Origin of the sequence: Enterococcus sp. DIV0755f (assembly GCF_051713725.1) — a bacterium.
Taxonomy (GTDB): Bacteria; Bacillota; Bacilli; order Lactobacillales; family Enterococcaceae; genus Enterococcus_D; species Enterococcus_D casseliflavus.
Map to the genome: position 1 here is coordinate 608,766 of NZ_JBIOQL010000001.1, position 21,235 is coordinate 630,000.

The 21,235-nt window shown below is 44.8% G+C and carries 20 protein-coding genes, 2 rRNA genes and 1 other RNA gene (1 of these 23 running past the window's edge); 15 read left to right on the forward strand and 8 right to left on the reverse strand.

From position 1 onward, the window contains the following. Positions 1–76: 76 nt before the first annotated feature. A complete protein-coding gene (locus tag IGI73_RS02780; RefSeq protein WP_438759056.1) occupies positions 77–1,861 on the reverse strand; it encodes an ABC transporter ATP-binding protein in 1,785 nt (594 codons plus the stop codon). Next, entirely contained in the window at positions 1,854–3,587 is a 1,734-nt protein-coding gene (locus tag IGI73_RS02785; RefSeq protein WP_438759057.1) for an ABC transporter ATP-binding protein, read from the reverse strand. The genes IGI73_RS02780 and IGI73_RS02785 overlap by 8 nt, the downstream gene beginning before the upstream one ends. Before the next feature lie 106 nt (positions 3,588–3,693). Between IGI73_RS02785 and IGI73_RS02790 the strand changes: the two genes are divergently transcribed. The 6 genes from IGI73_RS02790 to ffs all read left to right on the forward strand — a co-directional run bounded on the left by IGI73_RS02790 (position 3,694) and on the right by ffs (position 8,010). Beyond that, positions 3,694–4,497 (forward strand): MerR family transcriptional regulator, encoded by an 804-nt coding sequence (locus tag IGI73_RS02790; RefSeq protein WP_438759285.1) that lies wholly within the window; start codon positions 3,694–3,696, stop codon positions 4,495–4,497. 99 nt (positions 4,498–4,596) lie between these two features. Further along, a complete protein-coding gene (locus IGI73_RS02795) occupies positions 4,597–5,346 on the forward strand; it encodes a YczE/YyaS/YitT family protein (RefSeq protein WP_080650839.1) in 750 nt (249 codons plus the stop codon). 138 nt (positions 5,347–5,484) lie between these two features. Next, complete coding sequence (locus IGI73_RS02800; protein ID WP_438759058.1) at positions 5,485–6,852, forward strand: RsmB/NOP family class I SAM-dependent RNA methyltransferase; 1,368 nt, start codon at positions 5,485–5,487, stop codon at positions 6,850–6,852. Between the two features lie 68 nt (positions 6,853–6,920). Continuing rightward, positions 6,921–7,256 carry a hypothetical protein gene (locus tag IGI73_RS02805; RefSeq protein WP_005227636.1) on the forward strand — a complete coding sequence of 112 codons (336 nt, stop codon included), beginning with the start codon at positions 6,921–6,923 and terminating at the stop codon, positions 7,254–7,256. 131 nt (positions 7,257–7,387) lie between these two features. Next, on the forward strand, positions 7,388–7,894 hold the full coding sequence (gene tadA, locus IGI73_RS02810) for a tRNA adenosine(34) deaminase TadA (RefSeq protein ID WP_015509027.1): 507 nt from the start codon (positions 7,388–7,390) through the stop codon (positions 7,892–7,894). Between the two features lie 29 nt (positions 7,895–7,923). Next, positions 7,924–8,010: signal recognition particle sRNA small type (ffs, locus tag IGI73_RS02815), an RNA gene on the forward strand. Between the two features lie 212 nt (positions 8,011–8,222). Here the strand turns inward: ffs and IGI73_RS02820 are convergent. Together IGI73_RS02820 and IGI73_RS02825 are read right to left on the reverse strand one after the other, a co-directional pair. Then, positions 8,223–8,630 (reverse strand): type II toxin-antitoxin system death-on-curing family toxin, encoded by a 408-nt coding sequence (locus tag IGI73_RS02820; RefSeq protein WP_005227640.1) that lies wholly within the window; start codon positions 8,628–8,630, stop codon positions 8,223–8,225. Next, positions 8,627–8,869: an addiction module antitoxin gene (locus tag IGI73_RS02825; protein WP_005227642.1), complete on the reverse strand. Its 243-nt coding sequence runs from the start codon at positions 8,867–8,869 to the stop codon at positions 8,627–8,629. Before IGI73_RS02825 ends, IGI73_RS02820 begins: the two co-directional genes overlap by 4 nt. Positions 8,870–9,195: 326 nt before the next feature. Here IGI73_RS02825 and IGI73_RS02830 point away from each other — a divergent pair, with 326 nt between their 5' ends. The 4 genes from IGI73_RS02830 (at position 9,196) to IGI73_RS02845 (ending at position 12,696) form a co-directional block, all read left to right on the forward strand. Continuing rightward, positions 9,196–10,578 (forward strand): bifunctional metallophosphatase/5'-nucleotidase, encoded by a 1,383-nt coding sequence (locus tag IGI73_RS02830; protein WP_438759059.1) that lies wholly within the window; start codon positions 9,196–9,198, stop codon positions 10,576–10,578. 90 nt (positions 10,579–10,668) lie between these two features. Then, on the forward strand, positions 10,669–11,289 hold the full coding sequence (locus tag IGI73_RS02835) for a YutD family protein (protein WP_438759060.1): 621 nt from the start codon (positions 10,669–10,671) through the stop codon (positions 11,287–11,289). Position 11,290: 1 nt separating this feature from the next. Then, positions 11,291–12,061 (forward strand): TIGR01457 family HAD-type hydrolase, encoded by a 771-nt coding sequence (locus tag IGI73_RS02840; RefSeq protein ID WP_438759061.1) that lies wholly within the window; start codon positions 11,291–11,293, stop codon positions 12,059–12,061. Next, the gene (locus tag IGI73_RS02845) at positions 12,058–12,696 is read left to right on the forward strand and encodes a TIGR01906 family membrane protein (RefSeq protein ID WP_438759062.1); all 639 of its coding nucleotides are present in this window, start codon (positions 12,058–12,060) and stop codon (positions 12,694–12,696) included. The genes IGI73_RS02840 and IGI73_RS02845 overlap by 4 nt, the downstream gene beginning before the upstream one ends. Positions 12,697–12,753: 57 nt before the next feature. On the opposite strand, the gene IGI73_RS02850 is transcribed toward IGI73_RS02845, so the two are convergent. From IGI73_RS02850 to IGI73_RS02860, 3 genes are all read right to left on the reverse strand, one after another. After that, positions 12,754–13,263 carry a phosphatidylglycerophosphatase A family protein gene (locus IGI73_RS02850; RefSeq protein ID WP_005227653.1) on the reverse strand — a complete coding sequence of 170 codons (510 nt, stop codon included), beginning with the start codon at positions 13,261–13,263 and terminating at the stop codon, positions 12,754–12,756. 108 nt (positions 13,264–13,371) lie between these two features. Further along, the gene (gene yqeK / locus IGI73_RS02855; protein ID WP_156236303.1) at positions 13,372–14,013 is read right to left on the reverse strand and encodes a bis(5'-nucleosyl)-tetraphosphatase (symmetrical) YqeK; all 642 of its coding nucleotides are present in this window, start codon (positions 14,011–14,013) and stop codon (positions 13,372–13,374) included. Between the two features lie 5 nt (positions 14,014–14,018). After that, positions 14,019–14,996, reverse strand: coding sequence for an NAD(P)/FAD-dependent oxidoreductase (locus IGI73_RS02860; RefSeq protein WP_010748839.1), 978 nt, complete (start codon positions 14,994–14,996; stop codon positions 14,019–14,021). Between the two features lie 140 nt (positions 14,997–15,136). Here IGI73_RS02860 and IGI73_RS02865 point away from each other — a divergent pair, with 140 nt between their 5' ends. Beyond that, positions 15,137–15,724 (forward strand): peptidylprolyl isomerase, encoded by a 588-nt coding sequence (locus tag IGI73_RS02865; RefSeq protein WP_005227659.1) that lies wholly within the window; start codon positions 15,137–15,139, stop codon positions 15,722–15,724. Positions 15,725–15,814: 90 nt separating this feature from the next. Here the strand turns inward: IGI73_RS02865 and IGI73_RS02870 are convergent, their stop codons facing one another. Next, on the reverse strand, positions 15,815–16,996 hold the full coding sequence (locus IGI73_RS02870) for a MalY/PatB family protein (RefSeq protein WP_438759064.1): 1,182 nt from the start codon (positions 16,994–16,996) through the stop codon (positions 15,815–15,817). 93 nt (positions 16,997–17,089) lie between these two features. Between IGI73_RS02870 and IGI73_RS02875 the strand changes: the two genes are divergently transcribed. From IGI73_RS02875 to IGI73_RS02890, 4 genes are all read left to right on the forward strand, one after another. Beyond that, entirely contained in the window at positions 17,090–17,470 is a 381-nt protein-coding gene (locus IGI73_RS02875; RefSeq protein ID WP_005227662.1) for a CvfD/Ygs/GSP13 family RNA-binding post-transcriptional regulator, read from the forward strand. Between the two features lie 67 nt (positions 17,471–17,537). Next, positions 17,538–17,900 carry a hypothetical protein gene (locus IGI73_RS02880; protein WP_005227664.1) on the forward strand — a complete coding sequence of 121 codons (363 nt, stop codon included), beginning with the start codon at positions 17,538–17,540 and terminating at the stop codon, positions 17,898–17,900. A gap of 566 nt (positions 17,901–18,466) precedes the next feature. Further along, positions 18,467–20,025, forward strand: a 16S ribosomal RNA gene (locus IGI73_RS02885). A gap of 229 nt (positions 20,026–20,254) precedes the next feature. After that, positions 20,255–21,235, forward strand: a 23S ribosomal RNA gene (locus tag IGI73_RS02890); it runs 1,934 nt beyond the window's last position. Together the 16S and 23S rRNA genes form the textbook arrangement of a ribosomal RNA operon.

Consider the following 21,235-nt stretch of genomic DNA (forward strand, 5'->3'; position numbering starts at 1 on the left):
TTAACGGAAAAAGAAAAAAGCCGAACCACAACCTCGACAGTTTATAAAGTCATTGGTTGGTGGTTCGGCTTTTTCATCAAGCTGTTGCAAACTGGCTGTTATATAGTTGGGCGTAAAGGGAATCTTGTGCCAATAATTCTATATGGGAGCCTTTTTCGACGACAGAGCCGTCTTTCATCACTAAGATCAAGTCAGCGTTTTTGATGGTAGAAAGACGATGGGCGATGATAAAGCTGGTTCGTCCTTGGGTCAAACGATCCATCGCTGTTTGGATCATTTGTTCCGTCCGCGTGTCGACACTGGAGGTGGCTTCATCAAGGATCAGAATCGTTGGGTCTGCTAAAATCGCCCGAGCGATCGTCAATAATTGTTGTTGTCCTTGTGACAGTTCGCTTTCGGAACCAATGACGGTATCGTAACCGTTGGGCAGGGTCCGCACGAAGTGGTCGCATTGGGCGGCTTTGGCGGCAGCCAAGATGTCTTCTCGAGTGGCATCGGGATTGCCATAAGCGATATTTTCAGCGATGGTTCCTTGGAATAGCCACGTATCTTGCAGCACCATACCGAATTTTTTTCGTACTGCTGGTGCCGAAAAGGACATCATGTCTTGATCGTCCAGCAAGATCTTCCCACCATTCAATGGATAAAAGCGCATCAAAAGATTGATCATGGTGGTTTTTCCAGCACCTGTTGGTCCAACGATCGCGACCGTTTGTTTTGGTTTGACGGAAAATTCGACGTTTTCCATCAAGAGTTTTTCCTTGCTGTAGCCAAAGGAGACGTGTTGAAAATCGATTTTTCCTTTGATAGTTTGTGGAACTGGCAGTTGTTGGGTCGCAGTTTCTTCTTCAGGATAATCAAGGATCTCAAAAATTCGTTCGAGAGATGCTAAGGCACTTTGCAAGGTGTTCATAATATAAGAGGCTTGCGTGATCGGTTCAGACACTTGGTTGATGTATTGCAGATAGGCTTGTACGAGACCAATGGATAATTGCCCTTGCAACACCATCAGACCACCAACGACGGCGCTTAAGATAAAGCCGATTTGATTGATAAAGCGCACGAATGGATTGATAGCTGCACTGACGAACTGTGCTTTCCGAAAGGCTTTAAATTGGGCTTCGCTCAATTCCGCCATTTCCGCTTCAACGGCAACTTGTTGGTTGTAGGATTTGATCAGCGGATTTGCGGTATAAAACTCTTCCGCACGACTGCTGACAGCACCTAATGTTTCTTGGTTTTTGGTAAAGTAGCTCAAGTTTTTTCGTGCGAGAACGGTGGTCACAAAAGCACTCAAAAGCAAAATCAGGACCACACCGATCGTCAGTAATGGGCTGAGATAAAGCATGGCGATCAAGCCGAAGGTAATGCTGATGGTTGCGGTGATCAGCTGCATCAAACCGACTTGCAAGACTTCAGATACTTTATCTAAATCGAGAATCACTCGGCTTAAAATATCGCCAGTATGATGTTTGTCGTAAAAACTGATAGGCAGGCGATTGAATTTGTCACTGATTTGTTTGCGTAAAGTCAAGGTCAGGGTTTCACTGACACTGGCCATCGTATACTCTTGCAGCAAGGAAAAGAGACTGATCAAAAGCCACGTTCCCGCTAAAAGGACGACTGGACCTAAAATACTTTGCCAAAAATCATTGATCTGCCAGCCTTCTTGTTGAAACAAGGCAATCAGATTATCCAGTCCACGCCCCAAGATCAAAGGGGCGATGGACATTAGTAAGGAAAAGAACAAGGCGGAAGCGATAATCAGTAGAAAGCGGGCTTTTTGTTCCATCAGCAAACGCAGCAAGCGTCGGCTTGTATGTTTCATGTTTTTTGGTGTATCCATTGGTTGTTTACTCATCCTTCATTCCTCCCATTCCTTGAGATGAGGCAAACTCTTGATAAGTTTGGCAATTGCGTAATAATTCTTCGTGGGTTCCTTTACCGACCATCTTGCCGTTATCCAAGACAATGATTTGATCGGCATTTTTGACGGTCGATACCCGCTGAGCCACGATAATGACGGCGGCATCTTTCGTGTATTCTTTCAATGCACGCCGCAAATTGGCGTCTGTTTGATAATCCAAAGCAGAAAAACTGTCGTCAAAGAAGTAGATTTCTGCTGGCTTTGTCAGCGCTCGGGCAATACTCAGTCGTTGCTTTTGACCGCCAGAGAAATTGCTGCCTTTTTGAGCAACCGGGCTTTCATAACCTTCAGGCAAGCCTTCAATAAATGACTTGGCTTGAGCAACTTCAGCGGCTTTTGCCATCGCCTCATGGGTTGCTGGACGATTGCCGAAACGCAAGGTTTCTTGAATCGTGCCGCTAAGCAAGAGCGCTTTTTGCGGGACATAACTAATTTGGTCCCGTAATTCGGCTTGTGAGATCTCTTTGATGTTGCGGCCAAAAAGCGTGATCGAACCAGCAGTCACATCTTTGAAACGCAACAGCGCTTTGGCGATGGTGCTTTTTCCAGAGCCAGTTCCGCCAACGATCGCTGTCGTTTTGCCTCGGTGGATCTCAAAGCTGATATCTTCTAAGACAGGTTCTTCGGCGCCTTCATACGTAAACTGCACGTGATTGAAAGCTGCGATCGTTTCTGACACGGCAGTCTTGTTTAAGGTTTGGTCACCGTCGATCAAATCAATTGGTTCTTCCAAAACTTCTGTGATCCGTTGCAAGGAAGTCAAGCCTTTAGGCACCATCACGATCACCATCGCTGCCATAGTCAAAAACCAGAGACTCAGGATCGTGTATTCGATGATGGCAGTAATACTACCAATAGCAAGGTGGCCCTGCAGACTTTGATAGCCGCCGTAGACAAGGATAGTCGAAATCGAGAGTCCCATTACTAAATTGACGGTCGGATTCAAGACAGCAAAGAGGCGATTGACTTGGATCATGGTTTTCGCATATTCCGTCAGTGTTTGATCTGTCCGTTCTTTTTCGTAAGCAGCTTTGTCGAATGCTCGAATCACCCGAGCGCCAGTAAAGGTTTCTCGTAAGATCCGCATCATTTTATCGACTAGTTTTTGCGTGATTTGTGATAATGGGATCGCTTTGCGAATCACTCCATAAGCGATCATTGAAAAACATAGGATCGCTACGATTGGGACCCAAATCATCCGTAAAGAGACGGTGCCGGTTAGAAAAATTGAAGCAGCGACGATCATTGGGGCTGGTAAAATCATTTGCAGCGCCATCATCAAAATTTGTTGGATGTTGTTGATGTCGCTGGTGGTACGTGCCAGCAAAGTGGGCGTACCATAGCCATCAACGGCGGATACAGAGAGTTCTTGTGTTTTTTTGAAAAGGCGCATCCGCAAAAAATGCCCGAATTTTCCTGAAAGGTGGGCAGATAAATAACTACCGCCTACAGAGACGATCACGGTGCCGATGGCAATGGTAAACATCCACCAGCCATTGTGCCAAATGGCTGTCGTATCGACTTTCAAGATCCCTTCATCAATGATTTTTGCCAAAAAATACGGCAACAAGAGTGTGCCGAAGGATTGGACCAGCATCAAAAGAAATAAACTGAAAAAGAAGCGTCGTTCTTCTTTATAAAATAACTGTAATTGTTTCATGATTTCCCTCCAAAAATGTCGTTCTATGGTAGAATAAACTGTAACGTTACGTTACAGTCAAGCAAGGAGTGAAATTTTTTTGAAAAAACAATTGACCATCAGTGAGATGTCCGCTTATGCTGGCGTGAGTCGGCGCACATTGATTTATTACGATCAGATCGATTTATTCAAACCGCATTCGATTGGTGAAAACGGCTATCGCTACTACGGCTTTGAACAATGCCTTGAGTTAGACGTGATTTTGCTCTTGCGTTCTTTAGACATGCCCTTGCAAGACATTCGACAATTTTTGAAAAACCGCAACCCTGAATACACGCAAAAGGAACTTGTGGAACGGCGAGGAGAAGTTCGTGCCAAAATCGCTGCGCTACAAGAATTGGAACGAACCTTCGATCGCTACATCCAGCGCTATGAAAAAGTACAGAAAGCCGATTTTGAGACCTTTACGATAGCGCACCACGAAGCAGAGGCGTTTATCGTTTCTGAAGAGATTGCTGGCGATGATCCAGAATCTGCTTATCAAGTGTACGCTCGTTTTTATCCGCTAGTGGATTATAAAGATGCCTTCAGTGGCTACCCCATCGGCTTTTTAAGTGCTGGAACGACATTAGAGGATCAGACCTTTCACGCATCGCCTTATCGGGCACTGATCTTGATTCCACAAGATCGGCTGCATCTCTATCCTGAAAAGCTGATCATCACGCGTCCTACTGGAACGTATGTGTCTGGGTTTGTCAGTGAGGGAGAGGAGCAAATTGCTGCTTTTACCCATCGCATCCAAGCCTTTCTAAAAGAGAATCAGTTGAAGATCGATGGCGATGTTTGGGAATTGTTATGGCAAGATGAAGTCTTTACCGCCCAAAAAGAATTGCAGATATTTGAAGTGATGGTTCCAGTGAAGGCTGAGTAATGGACGAGGCACGCGTATCTGTAGGAACCGAAAATCAAGATACACAATCGCAATGGTTGTTGCGGGCGTTTCAATGGAAGCAAAATGGAAGCAAAGGAGATGGACGAAGCCAGATTGTATCCCTACAAAGAGCCCTGTGAAGCGTTGAAATTCCCATTTTCCTTTTTTCTCGTTATACTTGAAAGAACAGATGAGAAAAAAGGGGAAATTTTAATGAAAAAAGAAACAGGATTACGCTCGCTTTATGCGTTGATTGGTGTCGCCATTTTAGGATTCGGGGCGGCATTGCTGCGGGTCGGCGGAGTGGGACTAGACCCATACACTGCAGCCAATATCGGTGTCGGCGAGCTGCTAGGGTTATCTCTTGGGGTCTATCAATTGATGATCAATATCGCTGTCCTAGTATTGATTTTTATCTTTGGCCGTCGCCATATCGGCATCGGGACGGTCATCAATATGGTGCTGACAGGATTTTTCATCGACTTTTATACCAACGTCTTTGATTGGTTATCCGTCGGTCCAAATAACTGGTGGCAGCAAGGCTTGTTCTTGTTGATCGGGATTATCTTCTTTACCTTCGGTGCGTCGTTTTATATGTCAGCGAATTTGGGCAGCGCCCCCTATGACGCGATCGCCCCAACCATCGTCGATCAGACGAAAGCCAACTATCGAGTGGTGCGGGTGATTCAAGACGTTGCCTTTGCCTTGATTGGGCTCTTCACAGGCGGACCTATTGGCATCGGAACCTTCATCAGTGCCTTTTTAGTGGGCCCACTGATCAAATTCTGGGACAACCGTGTCTCTCAGCCATTCATCGAAAGCAGTGTCAAAAAAGCGATTTTTAAATAAAAAAGGTCTGCAGCAAAGAGAAGTCGAAGCGATTAGTCGCCCACTTCACTCAGCTGCAGTTTTTTTGCCATTTGATCAAGGAATTCTTGCATAATTGCTTCTCAGTCGCTAGAATAAAAAAGCCGAGGAGGGGTAAGTATGCAATTACCAACACCATTTATTGAAAAATACCAACGGTTGCTAGGAGAAGAAGCGCCAGCTTTTTTTACCGCTTTAACCGATAATCAGCCAGTCAAAGGCTTTCGTTTGAATGTTGCTAAGCCGCACGCACAAGCGATGCTGGCAAAATATGGACCAGCCGCTGTACCCGCCCCCTATGCAGAAGCTGCTTATATTGGCGAAGTCAAAGGCCGTTCGCTGCTCCATAAAGCTGGCTATGTCTACAGCCAAGAACCTAGTGCGATGATTGTAGCAACGATCGCAGCCGCTCAACCAGGGGAGCGGGTCTTAGATTTATGTGCGGCACCAGGGGGCAAAACAACGCAGCTGGCAAGCCAATTACAAGGAAAAGGGCTGCTTGTAGCAAATGAGATTTTCCCCAAGCGTGCCAAAATCCTATCAGAAAATGTGGAGCGTTGGGGCTTTCCGAATGTAGTCGTCACCAATCAGGCACCGCAAGAATTGAGCCGCCATTTTCCTCAGTTTTTTGACAAGATCGTGGTGGACGCCCCATGTTCTGGTGAAGGAATGTTTCGTAAAGATCCCGTCGCCTTAGAAGAATGGCAAGCAGAAACACCTGAGCAGTGTGCGATCCGGCAAAAAGACATTTTGGCACAAGCCGTTGCGATGCTAAAACCGGGGGGCCAGCTGATCTATTCCACCTGCACCTTTGCCCCAGAAGAAAACGAAGCGATGATGGCTTGGTTAATGGAGGAGTATCCCTTCACGATCGAAGCGATCGACTTGGACAATGTATCTCATGGGCGCAGGGAGTGGGGAGCTGCACCTGGGATTGAGAAAACCATCCGCTTATGGCCGCATTTAAACCAAGGAGAAGGTCATTTCGCTGCGAAATTGACCTCCCAAGCAGAAGCAGCGCCAGTGAAAAAGAAGAAAAAAGGCAAAGGAGCGATAGCCAAGAGCCCATTAGATGCAGCGACTCAAAAGTTGTGGCAAGCCTTTCGCAAGGAGTTTCCGTTTTTACAGGCACTGAATGCGACGCCACAGCTGCTAGGAGAAAATCTCTGGCTCGTTCCTGAAGAAATGCCTTCTTTAAAAGGGATCAAGTTTATGCGCCCAGGTTTGCACGTCGGCGTCGTTAAGAAGAATCGGATCGAGCCAAGTTATGCGTTGGCATTGGCGATCCATGCAGAAGAAGGGGCACCGACAGTGCCGATCACTTTGCCGCAATGGCAGCAGTATGTGGCAGGTGAAACCTTGAGCGTGCCAGGAAATGCTGGATGGGTGATTTTGACAGTCGATGAGATCCCAGTCGGTTTTGGAAAACAAGTCCAAGGAACCGTAAAAAACTTCTTTCCTAAAGGATTAAGATTCAAAGCGATTTAAACGAAATAGTGTTTTTATTTCAGTCCTCGTGCTATGATGGAAGTAGCAAAATAAGGGAGCTGATCGATATGAAAACATCATCAAAAGTAACGATTGGATTAAGCATTGCAGCGATCGCTGGGATCACTACTGCCGTCGTTGTATCAGACAAAGTATTCAATAAAGTACGCTTCGCTTGCAACCGACACAAAGTAAAGAAATTTGTCGATGACAAATTCAACGGCAATGAAAAATTGCTGGATGTCGTAGACGGCTTGTCTGACAATGAATTGGATTCGTTGTTAGGTGTGATGAAAAAAGTCAATGAGGGCCGCAACAAAATCTCTGTTTACGGAGACAATATCAAAGATTCGACAGAACATGTCAAAGACAAGTTGACGAGCTTTGTTGATTCCGTCTTTTAAGCCAATCATTCCATTTGAAACTCGCAGGGACATCGGTCTTTGCGAGTTTTTCTCGTCTTTCTAAGCGTTTTTCGTTATACTAACAAGGAAATGCACGAAATGGTGCGAGGTAGAGGAGTGAAAGTGAAGTCGTGGAAAAAACAAGTACCTTGACTGCCGAGGAAAAAGCCTTCTTTATGGAAGAAGCAATCAAAGAAGCCCGAAAAGCAGAAGGGTTGGCAGAAGTACCGATCGGTGCTGTCGTCGTCTTGGATGGCAAGATCATTGGTCGTGGGCACAATCTACGAGAAACGCAGCAGCAAGCCGCAGCGCATGCGGAGATGTTTGCGATCGAAGAAGCCTGTCGCACTGTCGGAAGTTGGCGCTTAGAACAAGCGCAGCTGTTTGTGACCTTGGAACCATGCCCGATGTGTAGTGGGGCGATGTTATTGGCACGGGTGGAAGAAGTGTATTTTGGTGCCTACGATCCCAAAGGCGGCACTGCTGGTACATTGATGAATTTATTGGAAGATGAGCGCTTCAACCATTGGTCCTATGTGGAAGGCGGCATTTTAGAAGAAGCATGCGGCCAGCTGCTAACAGATTTTTTCCGAGCATTACGAGAAAAGAAAAAACAAAAAAAGGCTGGCAATCTCTAACGAAATACGTTATACTAAGTTTTGCCGAAAGGCTAGGACAATGGAGGTCTTGTGAAGCGTGTCAGATCCGGAAGGAAGCAGCACTAAGCAGGATTCTCCATGTGTCTGATTGAAAAACTGCTTGTTTTGAAGAAAGCAGTAGTGCTAATTGAATCGATGATCATTCAAACCTGAGACAGACTGTCTTAGGGTTTTTTATTGTCTGAAAGTCTTTAGTTGAGTCTTCTCTTTGATAAATTTTCATGATCAATTATTAGCCAATCTAGTAAAAAGTGAATCACGATTGTTTGATTGTAGGTGAAGAATTGCTGATTAGCTAGTTACTTTTTTACGACTTTCTTGTGTATTTTCGAAGGTAGTCAGAGGTTGATCGTTTTAAAGTATCAAATTTATTTTCGTCATATTTCGCAATGTGCACCAGAAATGCAATCGTTTGATTTTGTTCGAAAAAAGTTTCATAGTGGTTAAGCTTGAAAAAAACATCCGTTGCCATGAAAGCCGTTCGTTTATTGGCATTATGAAAGGGATGTTTTTTGATTAAGTTGATTAGAAGGATTGCAGCTTTTTCCTCCATTGAGGGATATAATTCTTTTGAAAAAACGATTTGTTGCGGTTGTTTTACAGCCATGGCTAATCCAGATGGATCACGCAAGCCGATCTCTTCATTTGGTGTTTGACTTTTGATAAGCACGACATTCATTTTTATGATTTGTTTTTCTGATAAGTAGATTGTCAATGATTTGCGAGCTCCTTATACATCTCTTCATATTGAGAAAAAGATTGATCGATTAAACGATTGATTTCGAGTTCCTGCTCAGAAGGTAATGACTTTTTCGTGATTGCAGCAGCTAATTTGTCTTCATCAACAAATACGTAATCATTTTCTTGAATTCCTATTTTTTCTAATAATTCTTTCGATAATGTTAAAACAACTGAATTTCCGCTCTTTCTAATTTTTCGTTCTTGAATACTCACTTTACATCTCCTCCTTATATCGTATATACAGTATATACGATAAACGAGAATTACTCAATAATTGTATGATCGTATGTTAGTGCTATATATTTTGGATCGTATTTGCTTGGAAAAAAATCATTCCAACAATTGAGCAAAACATGGCGGTACTTTTTGACAAATGACTGTCTATTTATTCCATTCTTTTCCAAGCATTCCAATGGTTTCCCAGAGATTTTATGCTATGCTTATTTTGTAGAGACTTCCGTCGTCTTTCTACTGGCAACCCTTGATGCCAAGAGAAATGGGTAGTGATTTCAGGCGACGTATTTGAAAAGAGGCGCACAATGGAAAAAATTACGATTATCCATACGAACGATCTGCATTCCCACCTAGAACATTGGCCGAAGATGCGGCGTTATTTGGATCAAAGAAAACGAGAAGCGGATACGACCGAAGAGACAGTGATCGCGGTCGACTTAGGCGACTTTGTCGATCGCTGGCATCCTTTGACAGAAGCAACTGACGGCAAGGCGAATGTCGATTTGATGAATCAAGGACATTACGATGCGGTGACGATTGGGAACAATGAAGGGGTCGGCAATCCCAAAGAGGTCTTGCAGCATTTATATGACCAAGCAGAATTTCCTGTCATTTTAGGCAATTTATTTGATAAACAGGATTTACGTCCGCCGAAGTGGGCACAAGAATACAAAATCATGGAAAGCAATCAAGGAGCCAAAATCGGTTTGATCGCTTTTACGGCACCATTTCCGCTAACATATGCCCCAAACGGCTGGGATATTCGCGAACCCTTGGAGATTTTGCCTTCATTGGTGCAGCATTTGCGTCCCGAGGTCGATTTGCTGGTCTTGATGAGCCATCTAGGCATCAATGCTGACCGCCAGATTGCGAGGGACTTTCCAGAACTAGATGTTATATTAGGTTCCCACACGCACCATTTGTTTGAAAAGGGCGAAGTCATCAATGACGTTCAAATTGGCGCAGCTGGCAAGTTTGGTTTTAACATTGGCGAAGTCGAAGTGGTCTTAGATGATCACCACCGCCCGATCAAGCATCGCGCCCGTGTGATTCCGACGGATTCGTTGGTGGCTTTTCCGCAAGATGAGGAAGAGATCGCCGAATATCTGTCGATCGGCCATCGCTTGCTGCGGGCAAATCAGGTGGCAGAAATTCCAGCAGCGTTTACGAGGGATTGGCAAAGTGAACATTCCTTGGTTCGGGAGGCGCTTTTGGCATTATGTGCCAAAGGACAGACAGATGCCGCCATCTTAAATACGGGGCTATTCTTAGATGATTTGCCGCAAGGACGGGTTGATCAAGATCAGCTGCACACGATTTTGCCCCATCCGATGCATTTGATTCGGGTGACGCTGCAAGGCGCGGATGTCATTCGATTGATCTTAGAGATGGAAAAAAATCGCAACTTTTTGCGCAATTTCCCAATTATGGGAATGGGTTTTCGAGGGAAGATTTTTGGTGAACTGGTTTATGAAGGCATTCGCTTTGATGAAAAAAACCACCAAGTATTGTGGAAGCAAGAGCCCGTCGATCCTGCTCAAAGCTACACGTTGACCCTTGTGGATCACTACTTGTTTATTCCGTTTTTCCCGACGATCGAGATTGCTGGAACCGTTGAGTTTCTTTTTCCAGACTTTATTCGCACAGTGGTCGGAGATTACCTGAGTCAGAAATACCCCATTCAGTAGTTCGTCACTTCTCCAGCTGGTTTTTGAGAGAAAACCGCGACTATCATTGGGGAATAAAACAAGGTATAATAAACAGCAGGTGGTGAAAAAATGACCGAAAAACAAACGATCACAGATGAAATGACATCTGTACTAGAAGAAATTATTGAAGAACCAGCGAAACAACCGCAAAAAGGCGAGTTGGTGACTTTGTTAAATGATGAGGAATTAATGATTGGCAATCGACAATACAAACTGGTCATGGATTATCGTGAAGGCTTCAATCCAGAAAAGCTTGGCGAGCGTTATAGTGAAGTGTTGGCACGTTATGATTATATCGTAGGCGATTGGGGTTATGAGCAGCTGCGTTTGAAAGGCTTTTTTGAAAAGGATAACCGCAAAGCATTACCCGATCAGCGTATCGACATGCTGGAAGACTATTTGTATGAGTATTGCAACTTCGGTTGTGCCTATTTCGTGATCCAACGAGTTGGCGGCAAGAAAGAAAAAAGTACCTCCCGCCGACGCAAGAAAAAGCCAACCCAAAACAATCAAAATCAAAACGCACAACAAAACGCCCATATAGAAGGAAAGCGTGACACCGTACCGCAGAAAAAAAGCAAACCAACGATCAAAAATCGTAAACCAAAAGAAAAGAACGTCAAAAAAACCGAAACAACCACGGTGAAAAAAGGCAAAAAAGAGTTTACGATTCGACAAAGGGAAGAATAAGATGAAATATAAAGGCTATTTGATTGATTTAGACGGCACGATTTATTTAGGAAAAGCGCCGATCCCTGCTGGGAAACGCTTCGTAGAGTCCTTACAAGAAAAAGGACTGCCCTATTTATTTGTGACCAATAATACGACCCGCAGTCCTGAAGTCGTGGCGCAGCGATTAGCGGATGAATTTTCGATCCGTGTGGCACCAGAAACGATCTATACCGCAAGCTTGGCGACGATCGATTTTATGAAAGACCATGGCAAAGGCCGCAAAGTATTTGTGATCGGCGAAGCGGGGTTGATCGATTTGATCTTAGCTGCTGGGTTTGAGTGGGAGGAAACCAACCCAGATTATGTCGTGGTTGGCTTAGACAACCACGTGACGTATGAAAAATTTGTTTTAGCAACGTTAGCGATCCAAAAAGGCGCTACCTTTATCGGGACCAATCCAGACAAAAATATCCCGACGGAAAGAGGCTTGTTGCCAGGTGCGGGTTCACTGATTGCAATGGTGGAGACTGCCACCCAAACGCAACCGATTTTTATTGGCAAACCAGAAGCCATCATTATGGAAAAAGCGGTGGCACACATCGGCTTATCAAAAGAAGAGGTCTTGATGGTGGGGGACAATTATGAAACGGATATTCGCTCGGGGATTCAAAACGGGATCGATTCTTTGCTCGTATTATCTGGCTTTACCCCGAAAGCGGCAGTTCCGACATTACCAGTAGCACCAACCTATGTGGTGGATTCTTTAGATGAGTGGGATTTTGAACAATGAAAAAACAAGTGTGGCTTGAACGCTTAGGATTTGTCTGCTTGTTTTTGTTTTTGGTCAGTCTAGCGATCACCCTAACGATCAATTTTCGACCGTTATATTGGTTTGATGTCGAACACTTGAATCTGCTGGATTATACCTCGCTATCAAGAGAAGAGTTGTTGAAGAACTATGGCTTATTGTTAGATTTTCTAAACAATCCCTTTGCAAGTACGCTCGCCTTGCCAGATTTTCCAATGTCTGAAGCTGGCGCTGGGCATTTTTACGATGTGAAGCAGTTGTTTCTATTAAATTATGCCGTCATGATCGTCACTTTGCTGCCCAGTATCTGGTTCGTCAATCGGTTACGGCGAAAACAACAGCAATGGCGCTTGATTCGTCCCTTTCAATGGGGAATGATTTTGCCGCTGATTTTCGGGTTTTTGATGGCTGTCGGCTTTGACCGCTTTTTCGTTACGTTCCATGAGATTTTCTTCAGTAACGACGATTGGCTCTTTAATCCAGCCACCGATCCGATCATCAACGTGCTGCCAGAAACGTTTTTCATGCATTGCTTTATTCTCTTTTTCGTCTTGATTGAAGTCTTCTTTTTTGCCTTCTATTGGTGGGGCAAACGAGGCTTGAAAAAAACAGCGTAATGAAAAAAAGACCAACGATCCCCTTCCTTTGAGGGAGGCGAATCGTCGGTCTTTTTTTTATTGCGTAATGTAATGAGATTTACTTGGGTGTTGATGGGCTAAGCGACTTGCGGCAGAAGCTGCGATGGCACCTACGATATCATCTAAAAAGGTGTGAACGCGGGGACCGTCGTGCTTGTTCAGTTCTTTCAAAATACCCGGTTTGACTTTATCAATGTATCCGTAGTTAGTAAAGCCGATCGAGCCGTACACGTTGACGATGGATAGAGCGAGGATCTCATCGATCCCATAAAGCCCTTCGTCTTCTTTAACGATTTCTTGCAGTGGATGCAGCAGTTGATTTTCTTCTGCCAAAATATCTAACTGAACACCCGTTAAAATCGTGTTGTGGACTTCCCGCTTGCTTAAGACAGCGTTGACGCTTTCGATACACATCTCCAAGGTGATGCCTTCAATGTAGTCTTTTTGCAAAAACATCACCAATTCGCCGATGTCTTGCAGTGAGACACCGCGGTCGGCCAACAATTCTCTTGCTTTGTCTTCAAGTGTTTTGCTTTCTAATACCATATAGTTCCCCTCCATGTAAAAATAGTTTATTCAAAAGTCAACATGCGACTGATGGATTGCAATCATAAGTAGTGCCCTATTCCAGTTGCAGCCCATGCCGTTTGGGTTTTAATCCCTTCTGACATCCACTGAAGCACAGGTGTTGGCTAGTTCTGCTTTGGCTGCCACTGCCCAAGGATGGGGGACCACCAAGTCACCAGCAAAAAGCCAGTCCATATAATACCCAGCGGCGGCTTCCAAGGAATCATCGAGGCGGTCTAATAAGCCGGTTAAGAAAGGCGCTTGATCTTTACGATCCCATTTGATTTTGTCGGCTAAAAAAACGAGTAGATCGAGACGACGATAATGGGCCTTTAAGGTGGTATGACAGCTGATGGCAGACAGAATGTCTGGATCAGACACCTGAAAAACCGTTTTTGCCAACAAAGCGGATTGCTGCTGATGCAGCAAAAAAGGTGCTTGCCGCTCCGCATCTAAGATCGGTTCGCCTACTGCTATCTGCAAGGCGATTCGCTGGTCATGAGGGATGACGACGCTGACATCGTGCAGCAGTCCTGCCAAGTAAGCTTTCTCCGCATTGACTTGAAATCGTTCTGCCAATCGTTTGGCTTCTTGGGCAACGGCTAGATTGTGGACTGCCGTTTCGGCATGATCGAAGGCTTCCAGATACTGAACCATTTGCTCAGTGAGGGTCTCTCCCTGCAAAGGGAGAGTATAGGCGGCAAGTTGACGTTGACCAGCTTGTTTCATCTCAGCTACTCCTTAAAAAGACTTGTACTATGGGCTGGTTGTGTCCGCGTTTTGGGATCAATGTAGTGGAGCGCATTGTTCACCGCAGTTGGGGCTTCCCCGAAACCAGTAGCGATCAGGTCGACTTTTCCATCGTATAAAACGACATCCCCACAGCCATAGATCCCAGGAACAGACGTGCTCATATCTGAAGAGACGAAGACTCCTTGGCGGCTGCTTTTCATGCCCCAATCCTTGATGTTCAATGTGGAAGAAAAACCGTAATTGACGATCAAAGCATCCAATGAAAGGCTGACTGTTTCATCACCCTTGACTTGCTGCAACGAGACACCAGTCAAACGTTGCTCTCCTTGGATTTCTTGGATCACATAAGGAGTCAAAATGTTGACGGCAGAAGCCTGTAATTTACTAACGCTATGTTCATGGGCACGAAATTCAGGACGGCGATGGATCAAGTAGACTTCACTAGCGATCGGCTCTAGCATCAATGCCCAATCGATGGCAGAATCGCCGCCACCGGCAATCGCTACTTTGCGTCCAGCATACTTCATCAAATCGGTGACAAAATAGTCTAATCCGTATCCTTCAAACCGCTCGCTTTCTGGCAAAGTCAGTTTGCGCGGTTGAAAGGAGCCGTTTCCTAAGGCCAAAATCACGGCTTTCGAGTAATGGATTCCTTTGTCGGTGGTGACTTCGATATAGTCTTCTTGTTTTTCGACCGACAAGACGGTTTCTTCTAAACAATATTGGTGATTGAAGGTCGTCAACTGTTTTTCCAGGTTTTGGACAAGATCGCCCGCTTTGATTTTCGGATAACCTGGGATATCGTAGATGTATTTTTCTGGGTATAAAGTAGCAAGCTGACCGCCTAATTGCGGCAAGCTGTCGATGATCTTGGTTTTGGCGTTACGCATACCGGCATAGAAAGCAGAAAACATCCCGCTAGGTCCCGCGCCGATAATCGTTATATCAAAAATATCCATGTTATTCCTCTTTTCTAACCACGTTGGGGTGAAGCGTGTTCGTATTGTACGAATAGCTTCATTATAGCAAAAATTATCCAAACTAGCATTTTTTCAATTTTCTGCTATCATGGGTTTATGAGAGAGAAGGAGGAGTTAATGTGTCTGAATTTCCACAGTTAGCATTAGAAAAACAAACTGGCCATAAAGCAGTCATCAAAACCAATCGTGGGGATGTAGTTGTACAATTGTTCCCAGAATTGGCACCAAAAACAGTGAAAAACTTCGTTGAATTAGCGAAAAAAGGGTATTACGATGGGATCATCTTCCACCGTGTCATTCCTGATTTTATGATTCAAGGCGGCGATCCAACTGGTACAGGGATGGGCGGCGAAAGCATCTATGGTGGCAGCTTTGAAGATGAATTTTCAAAAGAATTGTTCAATCTTCGTGGCGCTTTATCCATGGCAAATGCTGGTCCGAATACTAACGGCAGCCAGTTTTTCATTGTAAACAATCAAAATGTTCCTAGCAACATGTTAGGTCAATTAGAAGGTGCTGGTTATCCAGCTGAAATCATCGAAGCGTATCAAGCAGGTGGTACTCCTTGGTTAGATTTCCGTCACACAGTCTTCGGTCATGTGATCGAAGGAATGTCAGTCGTTGATGAAATCGCTGGCGTGCAACGGGGACCACAAGATCGTCCAGTGCATGATGTAGTGATCGAAACGATCGAAATCAGCGAATAAAACAAAAGAACCCAAAAGCAGTTTCAACGGTTATCCTCAAGGAGATCGTTGAAATGGCAGCTTTAGGGTTCTTTTTTTCATAAGAAAGAGTTAACCGATCGGTTGGTCTTTAAACGCGGCGGCGATTTGATTGAGTGCTTTTTCTAATAGCTCTTTAGGACAGGCAAAGTTTAGCCGCATATGGTGACTGCCGCGAGGACCAAAGATATTTCCTTGATTCAATACGACATTGGCTTCTTTAATCAGTTTTCTTTGTAGCTGATTGTCCGTTAGGCCATAGGCAGAAAAATCCAGCCAGATCAAGTAAGTACCTTCGGGCTTTTGAAACGTCACTGCTGGGAGTTGTTCAGTCAAAAAGTCGCAGACAAAGGTGCGATTTGCTTCTAAATAGGACAGTAGTTCTTCTAACCATGCTTCAGATTCACGATACGCTGCCTCAGTAGCGACCAACCCAAACGTATTGATTTCCCCTTGAACGTTACGTTCCTGTGTTTTTGCAAATTGGCTGCGCAAGGTTTTGTTTTTGATGAATACCATCGAATTTTTGATCCCAGCTAAATTAAAGGTCTTAGTTGCTGAGGTCAAGATGATCGAAAAATCGGCAAAGCTTGGCTCGACTGTTTGGAAAGAGACAAATTGATTTGGTGCAAAAACGATGTCTTGATGGATCTCATCACTGACAACGATCACCTGGTGCTTTTGACAAATACGGCCGATCGTCAGCAGTTCTTCTTTTGACCACACGCGACCGCCAGGATTATGAGGATTACATAGAAGAAACAATTTTACCTTCTTTTCGATGATGGTTTGTTCCATCGCCTCAAAATCGATGACAAAGTGGCCATCTTTTTCTAGTAACGGTTCTTGAATTAAGGTCCGCTGATTGTTTTTGACAACATGGGCAAAGGGATGGTAGACCGGATCGTGGATCAATACGGCATCTCCTTCTTGCGTATAACTTTGGATCGCCAGTGCAATACTAGGGACCACACCGCTATTAAAAAGGATCGCTTCTTTATTGATGGTATAACCATGACGTCTTTGCTGCCAATCGATGATGGATTCAAGCAGCGAATCAGGGATGGTGGAGTACCCATAGATCCCTTGGGCAACTGCTTTTTCTAACGCTTTTTTCACAGGTTCTGGTGCCAGAAAATCCATGTCGGCTACCCAAAGCGGCAACAAGTTTTCTTCCTTATAGGTTTTTGCAATGGTATCCCATTTGACGCTATTGGTATTTAAGCGCGGATGAACTTTGTCAAAATTGATCATGCGTTTCCCTCCTATATTGTGCAACGTTGTTTCTGATGCTTCAAATCTACCACTAGTTCAAGTATAATGAAAGTGGAAAAGAGAGGAAAGACTATGAATTATCAAATCGGGAACATTATAGAAGGAACAGTCACTGGGATTCAACCCTATGGTGCATTTGTTTCGTTAGATAAGGAAACACAAGGATTGATCCATGTTTCAGAGATCCAATCTGGGTTTACCAAAAATATCCATGAAGTCTTACAGATCGGGCAAAAGATCCGTGTACAAATCATTGATATTGACGAATACAGCCAAAAGATCAGTTTGTCCCGCCGTACATTGGAAACGAGTTTTGTTCAGCCACCCTTTAAGCGTAAACGCTACTTTACAAATAAGAATAAGCGGATCGGTTTTCGTACGATTGGAGAAGCTTTACCAGTGTGGGTGAAAGAGGCCAAAGAAATGTTAGAAAAAGAAAACAGCAGCAGATAATCGTGCATATTTTCTGAAAATGTGCTAAAATTAGTTTACAAACAGATGAATAACTGAGGTGGGTATTTTGGGATCCAAAAAAGTAGCGGGTACAGTTATGATGCACTTAGCAAATGGTTCGAAACGATTTTTGATGCAAATACACGAAGGCACTGCGGAATTAGCGTCAACGGATTTTTCTGAAGATAAAACCGGCTTGGCTACGATCTTACAATTGTTTAAAGACCGTATCCACCTTGATGTGACAGCGATCGAACTCGTTGAGCTCACAAATGGCAATATTGATACGCAAAACATTCCTTTATTTGTTTTTGAAACACAAGAAGCAGGACAAACGCAACAGCTGCCAGAAGGGTATGCGTGGGAAGAGCCCAATATCTTTCGTAAGATCATTGAAGACTACGAGATTGAAGGCGTTCCGTTCTTTTAGCACCTGAATATTAGCGAAAAGACTGAAGACCGTTACGACGGTCTTTTTTTATTGAAAACTTTTTGTAAATAAAATGAAATATTTCCTTGACCTGAGTCAAGAAGAATGGTAAATTAGTCAACGTTGGCAATGGAGCCAGCGGGTCAAAACAACAGTTGAAAAAACTTCAAAAAAAGACTTGACCAAAAATGCAACAGATGATATTATAACGAAGTCGCAATAATAAAACAGTTAATCAATGTTGATACATCAACAAAATTAATTGAAAAAAGTTGTTGACAAATAACAAATCATTTGTTATTCTAATTAAGTCGCTGAGACAGCCGCTACGAAGTTGAAAAGCAACGAGCGAAAAAAAACTTTAAAAAAAGAGTTGACAATTAAATGTCACTCTGATATGATATAAAAGTTGCTAACGCAGCACGGTAGACCTTTGAAAACTGAACAAAGCAAGCAAACGAACCAATGTGTAGGACGTTTCAATTTATTGAAACAAATACATGCAAGCAATAGCTAGCAAAGTTAATTTTTATGAGCTTAATGACCGTATGGTCATTCAAACAAATCATTATGAGAGTTTGATCCTGGCTCAGGACGAACGCTGGCGGCGTGCCTAATACATGCAAGTCGAACGCTTTTTCTTTCACCGGAGCTTGCTCCACCGAAAGAAAAAGAGTGGCGAACGGGTGAGTAACACGTGGGTAACCTGCCCATCAGAAGGGGATAACACTTGGAAACAGGTGCTAATACCGTATAACACTATTTTCCGCATGGAAGAAAGTTGAAAGGCGCTTTTGCGTCACTGATGGATGGACCCGCGGTGCATTAGCTAGTTGGTGAGGTAACGGCTCACCAAGGCAACGATGCATAGCCGACCTGAGAGGGTGATCGGCCACACTGGGACTGAGACACGGCCCAGACTCCTACGGGAGGCAGCAGTAGGGAATCTTCGGCAATGGACGAAAGTCTGACCGAGCAACGCCGCGTGAGTGAAGAAGGTTTTCGGATCGTAAAACTCTGTTGTTAGAGAAGAACAAGGATGAGAGTAAAATGTTCATCCCTTGACGGTATCTAACCAGAAAGCCACGGCTAACTACGTGCCAGCAGCCGCGGTAATACGTAGGTGGCAAGCGTTGTCCGGATTTATTGGGCGTAAAGCGAGCGCAGGCGGTTTCTTAAGTCTGATGTGAAAGCCCCCGGCTCAACCGGGGAGGGTCATTGGAAACTGGGAGACTTGAGTGCAGAAGAGGAGAGTGGAATTCCATGTGTAGCGGTGAAATGCGTAGATATATGGAGGAACACCAGTGGCGAAGGCGGCTCTCTGGTCTGTAACTGACGCTGAGGCTCGAAAGCGTGGGGAGCGAACAGGATTAGATACCCTGGTAGTCCACGCCGTAAACGATGAGTGCTAAGTGTTGGAGGGTTTCCGCCCTTCAGTGCTGCAGCAAACGCATTAAGCACTCCGCCTGGGGAGTACGACCGCAAGGTTGAAACTCAAAGGAATTGACGGGGGCCCGCACAAGCGGTGGAGCATGTGGTTTAATTCGAAGCAACGCGAAGAACCTTACCAGGTCTTGACATCCTTTGACCACTCTAGAGATAGAGCTTCCCCTTCGGGGGCAAAGTGACAGGTGGTGCATGGTTGTCGTCAGCTCGTGTCGTGAGATGTTGGGTTAAGTCCCGCAACGAGCGCAACCCTTATTGTTAGTTGCCATCATTTAGTTGGGCACTCTAGCGAGACTGCCGGTGACAAACCGGAGGAAGGTGGGGATGACGTCAAATCATCATGCCCCTTATGACCTGGGCTACACACGTGCTACAATGGGAAGTACAACGAGTTGCGAAGTCGCGAGGCTAAGCTAATCTCTTAAAGCTTCTCTCAGTTCGGATTGTAGGCTGCAACTCGCCTACATGAAGCCGGAATCGCTAGTAATCGCGGATCAGCACGCCGCGGTGAATACGTTCCCGGGCCTTGTACACACCGCCCGTCACACCACGAGAGTTTGTAACACCCGAAGTCGGTGAGGTAACCTTTTGGAGCCAGCCGCCTAAGGTGGGATAGATGATTGGGGTGAAGTCGTAACAAGGTAGCCGTATCGGAAGGTGCGGCTGGATCACCTCCTTTCTAAGGAATATTTCGGAAGACTACACATCGTTTGCCTTTGTTCAGTTTTGAGAGGTTTACTCTCAAACAAAATTTGTTCATTGAAAACTGGATATCGAAGAAATAATCAAAACAAGTAACACACACCGAGTTGAAATGTTAAAAGAGTTTTTTAATAAGTTCAACGCTTATTTTCTTGAGCAACCTTCTATCGCTAGAAGAAGTACTCAAAACCGACCGTAAGGTCAAAGGTTAAGTGAATAAGGGCGCACGGTGGATGCCTTGGCACTAGGAGCCGATGAAGGACGGGACTAACACCGATATGCTTTGGGGAGCTGTAAGTAAGCTATGATCCAGAGATTTCCGAATGGGGGAACCCAGCATCTTTTATAGGATGTTACGTCTGCGTGAATACATAGCGCAGTCGAGGTAGACGCAGAGAACTGAAACATCTAAGTACCTGCAGGAAGAGAAAGAAAATTCGATTCCCTGAGTAGCGGCGAGCGAAACGGGAAAAGCCCAAACCAACAAGCTTGCTTGTTGGGGTTGTAGGACTCCGATATGGTAGTCTATTCAGATAGTCGAAATACTTGGAAAAGTATGTCAAAGAGGGTAAAAACCCCGTAGGCGAAATTTGGATAACACCTAGGAGGATCCTGAGTACGGCGGAACACGAGGAATTCCGTCGGAATCCGGGAGGACCATCTCCCAAGGCTAAATACTCCCTAGTGACCGATAGTGAACCAGTACCGTGAGGGAAAGGTGAAAAGCACCCCGGAAGGGGAGTGAAATAGATCCTGAAACCGTGTGCCTACAACAAGTTAGAGCCCGTTAATGGGTGATAGCGTGCCTTTTGTAGAATGAACCGGCGAGTTACGATAGCATGCGAGGTTAAGTTGAAGAGACGGAGCCGCAGCGAAAGCGAGTCTGAATAGGGCGAATGAGTATGTTGTCGTAGACCCGAAACCATGTGATCTACCCATGTCCAGGTTGAAGGTGCGGTAAAACGCACTGGAGGACCGAACCCACGTACGTTGAAAAGTGCGGGGATGAGGTGTGGGTAGCGGAGAAATTCCAAACGAACTTGGAGATAGCTGGTTCTCTCCGAAATAGCTTTAGGGCTAGCCTCGGAATTGAGAATGATGGAGGTAGAGCACTGTTTGGACTAGGGGCCCATCTCGGGTTACCGAATTCAGATAAACTCCGAATGCCATTCATTCATATCCGGGAG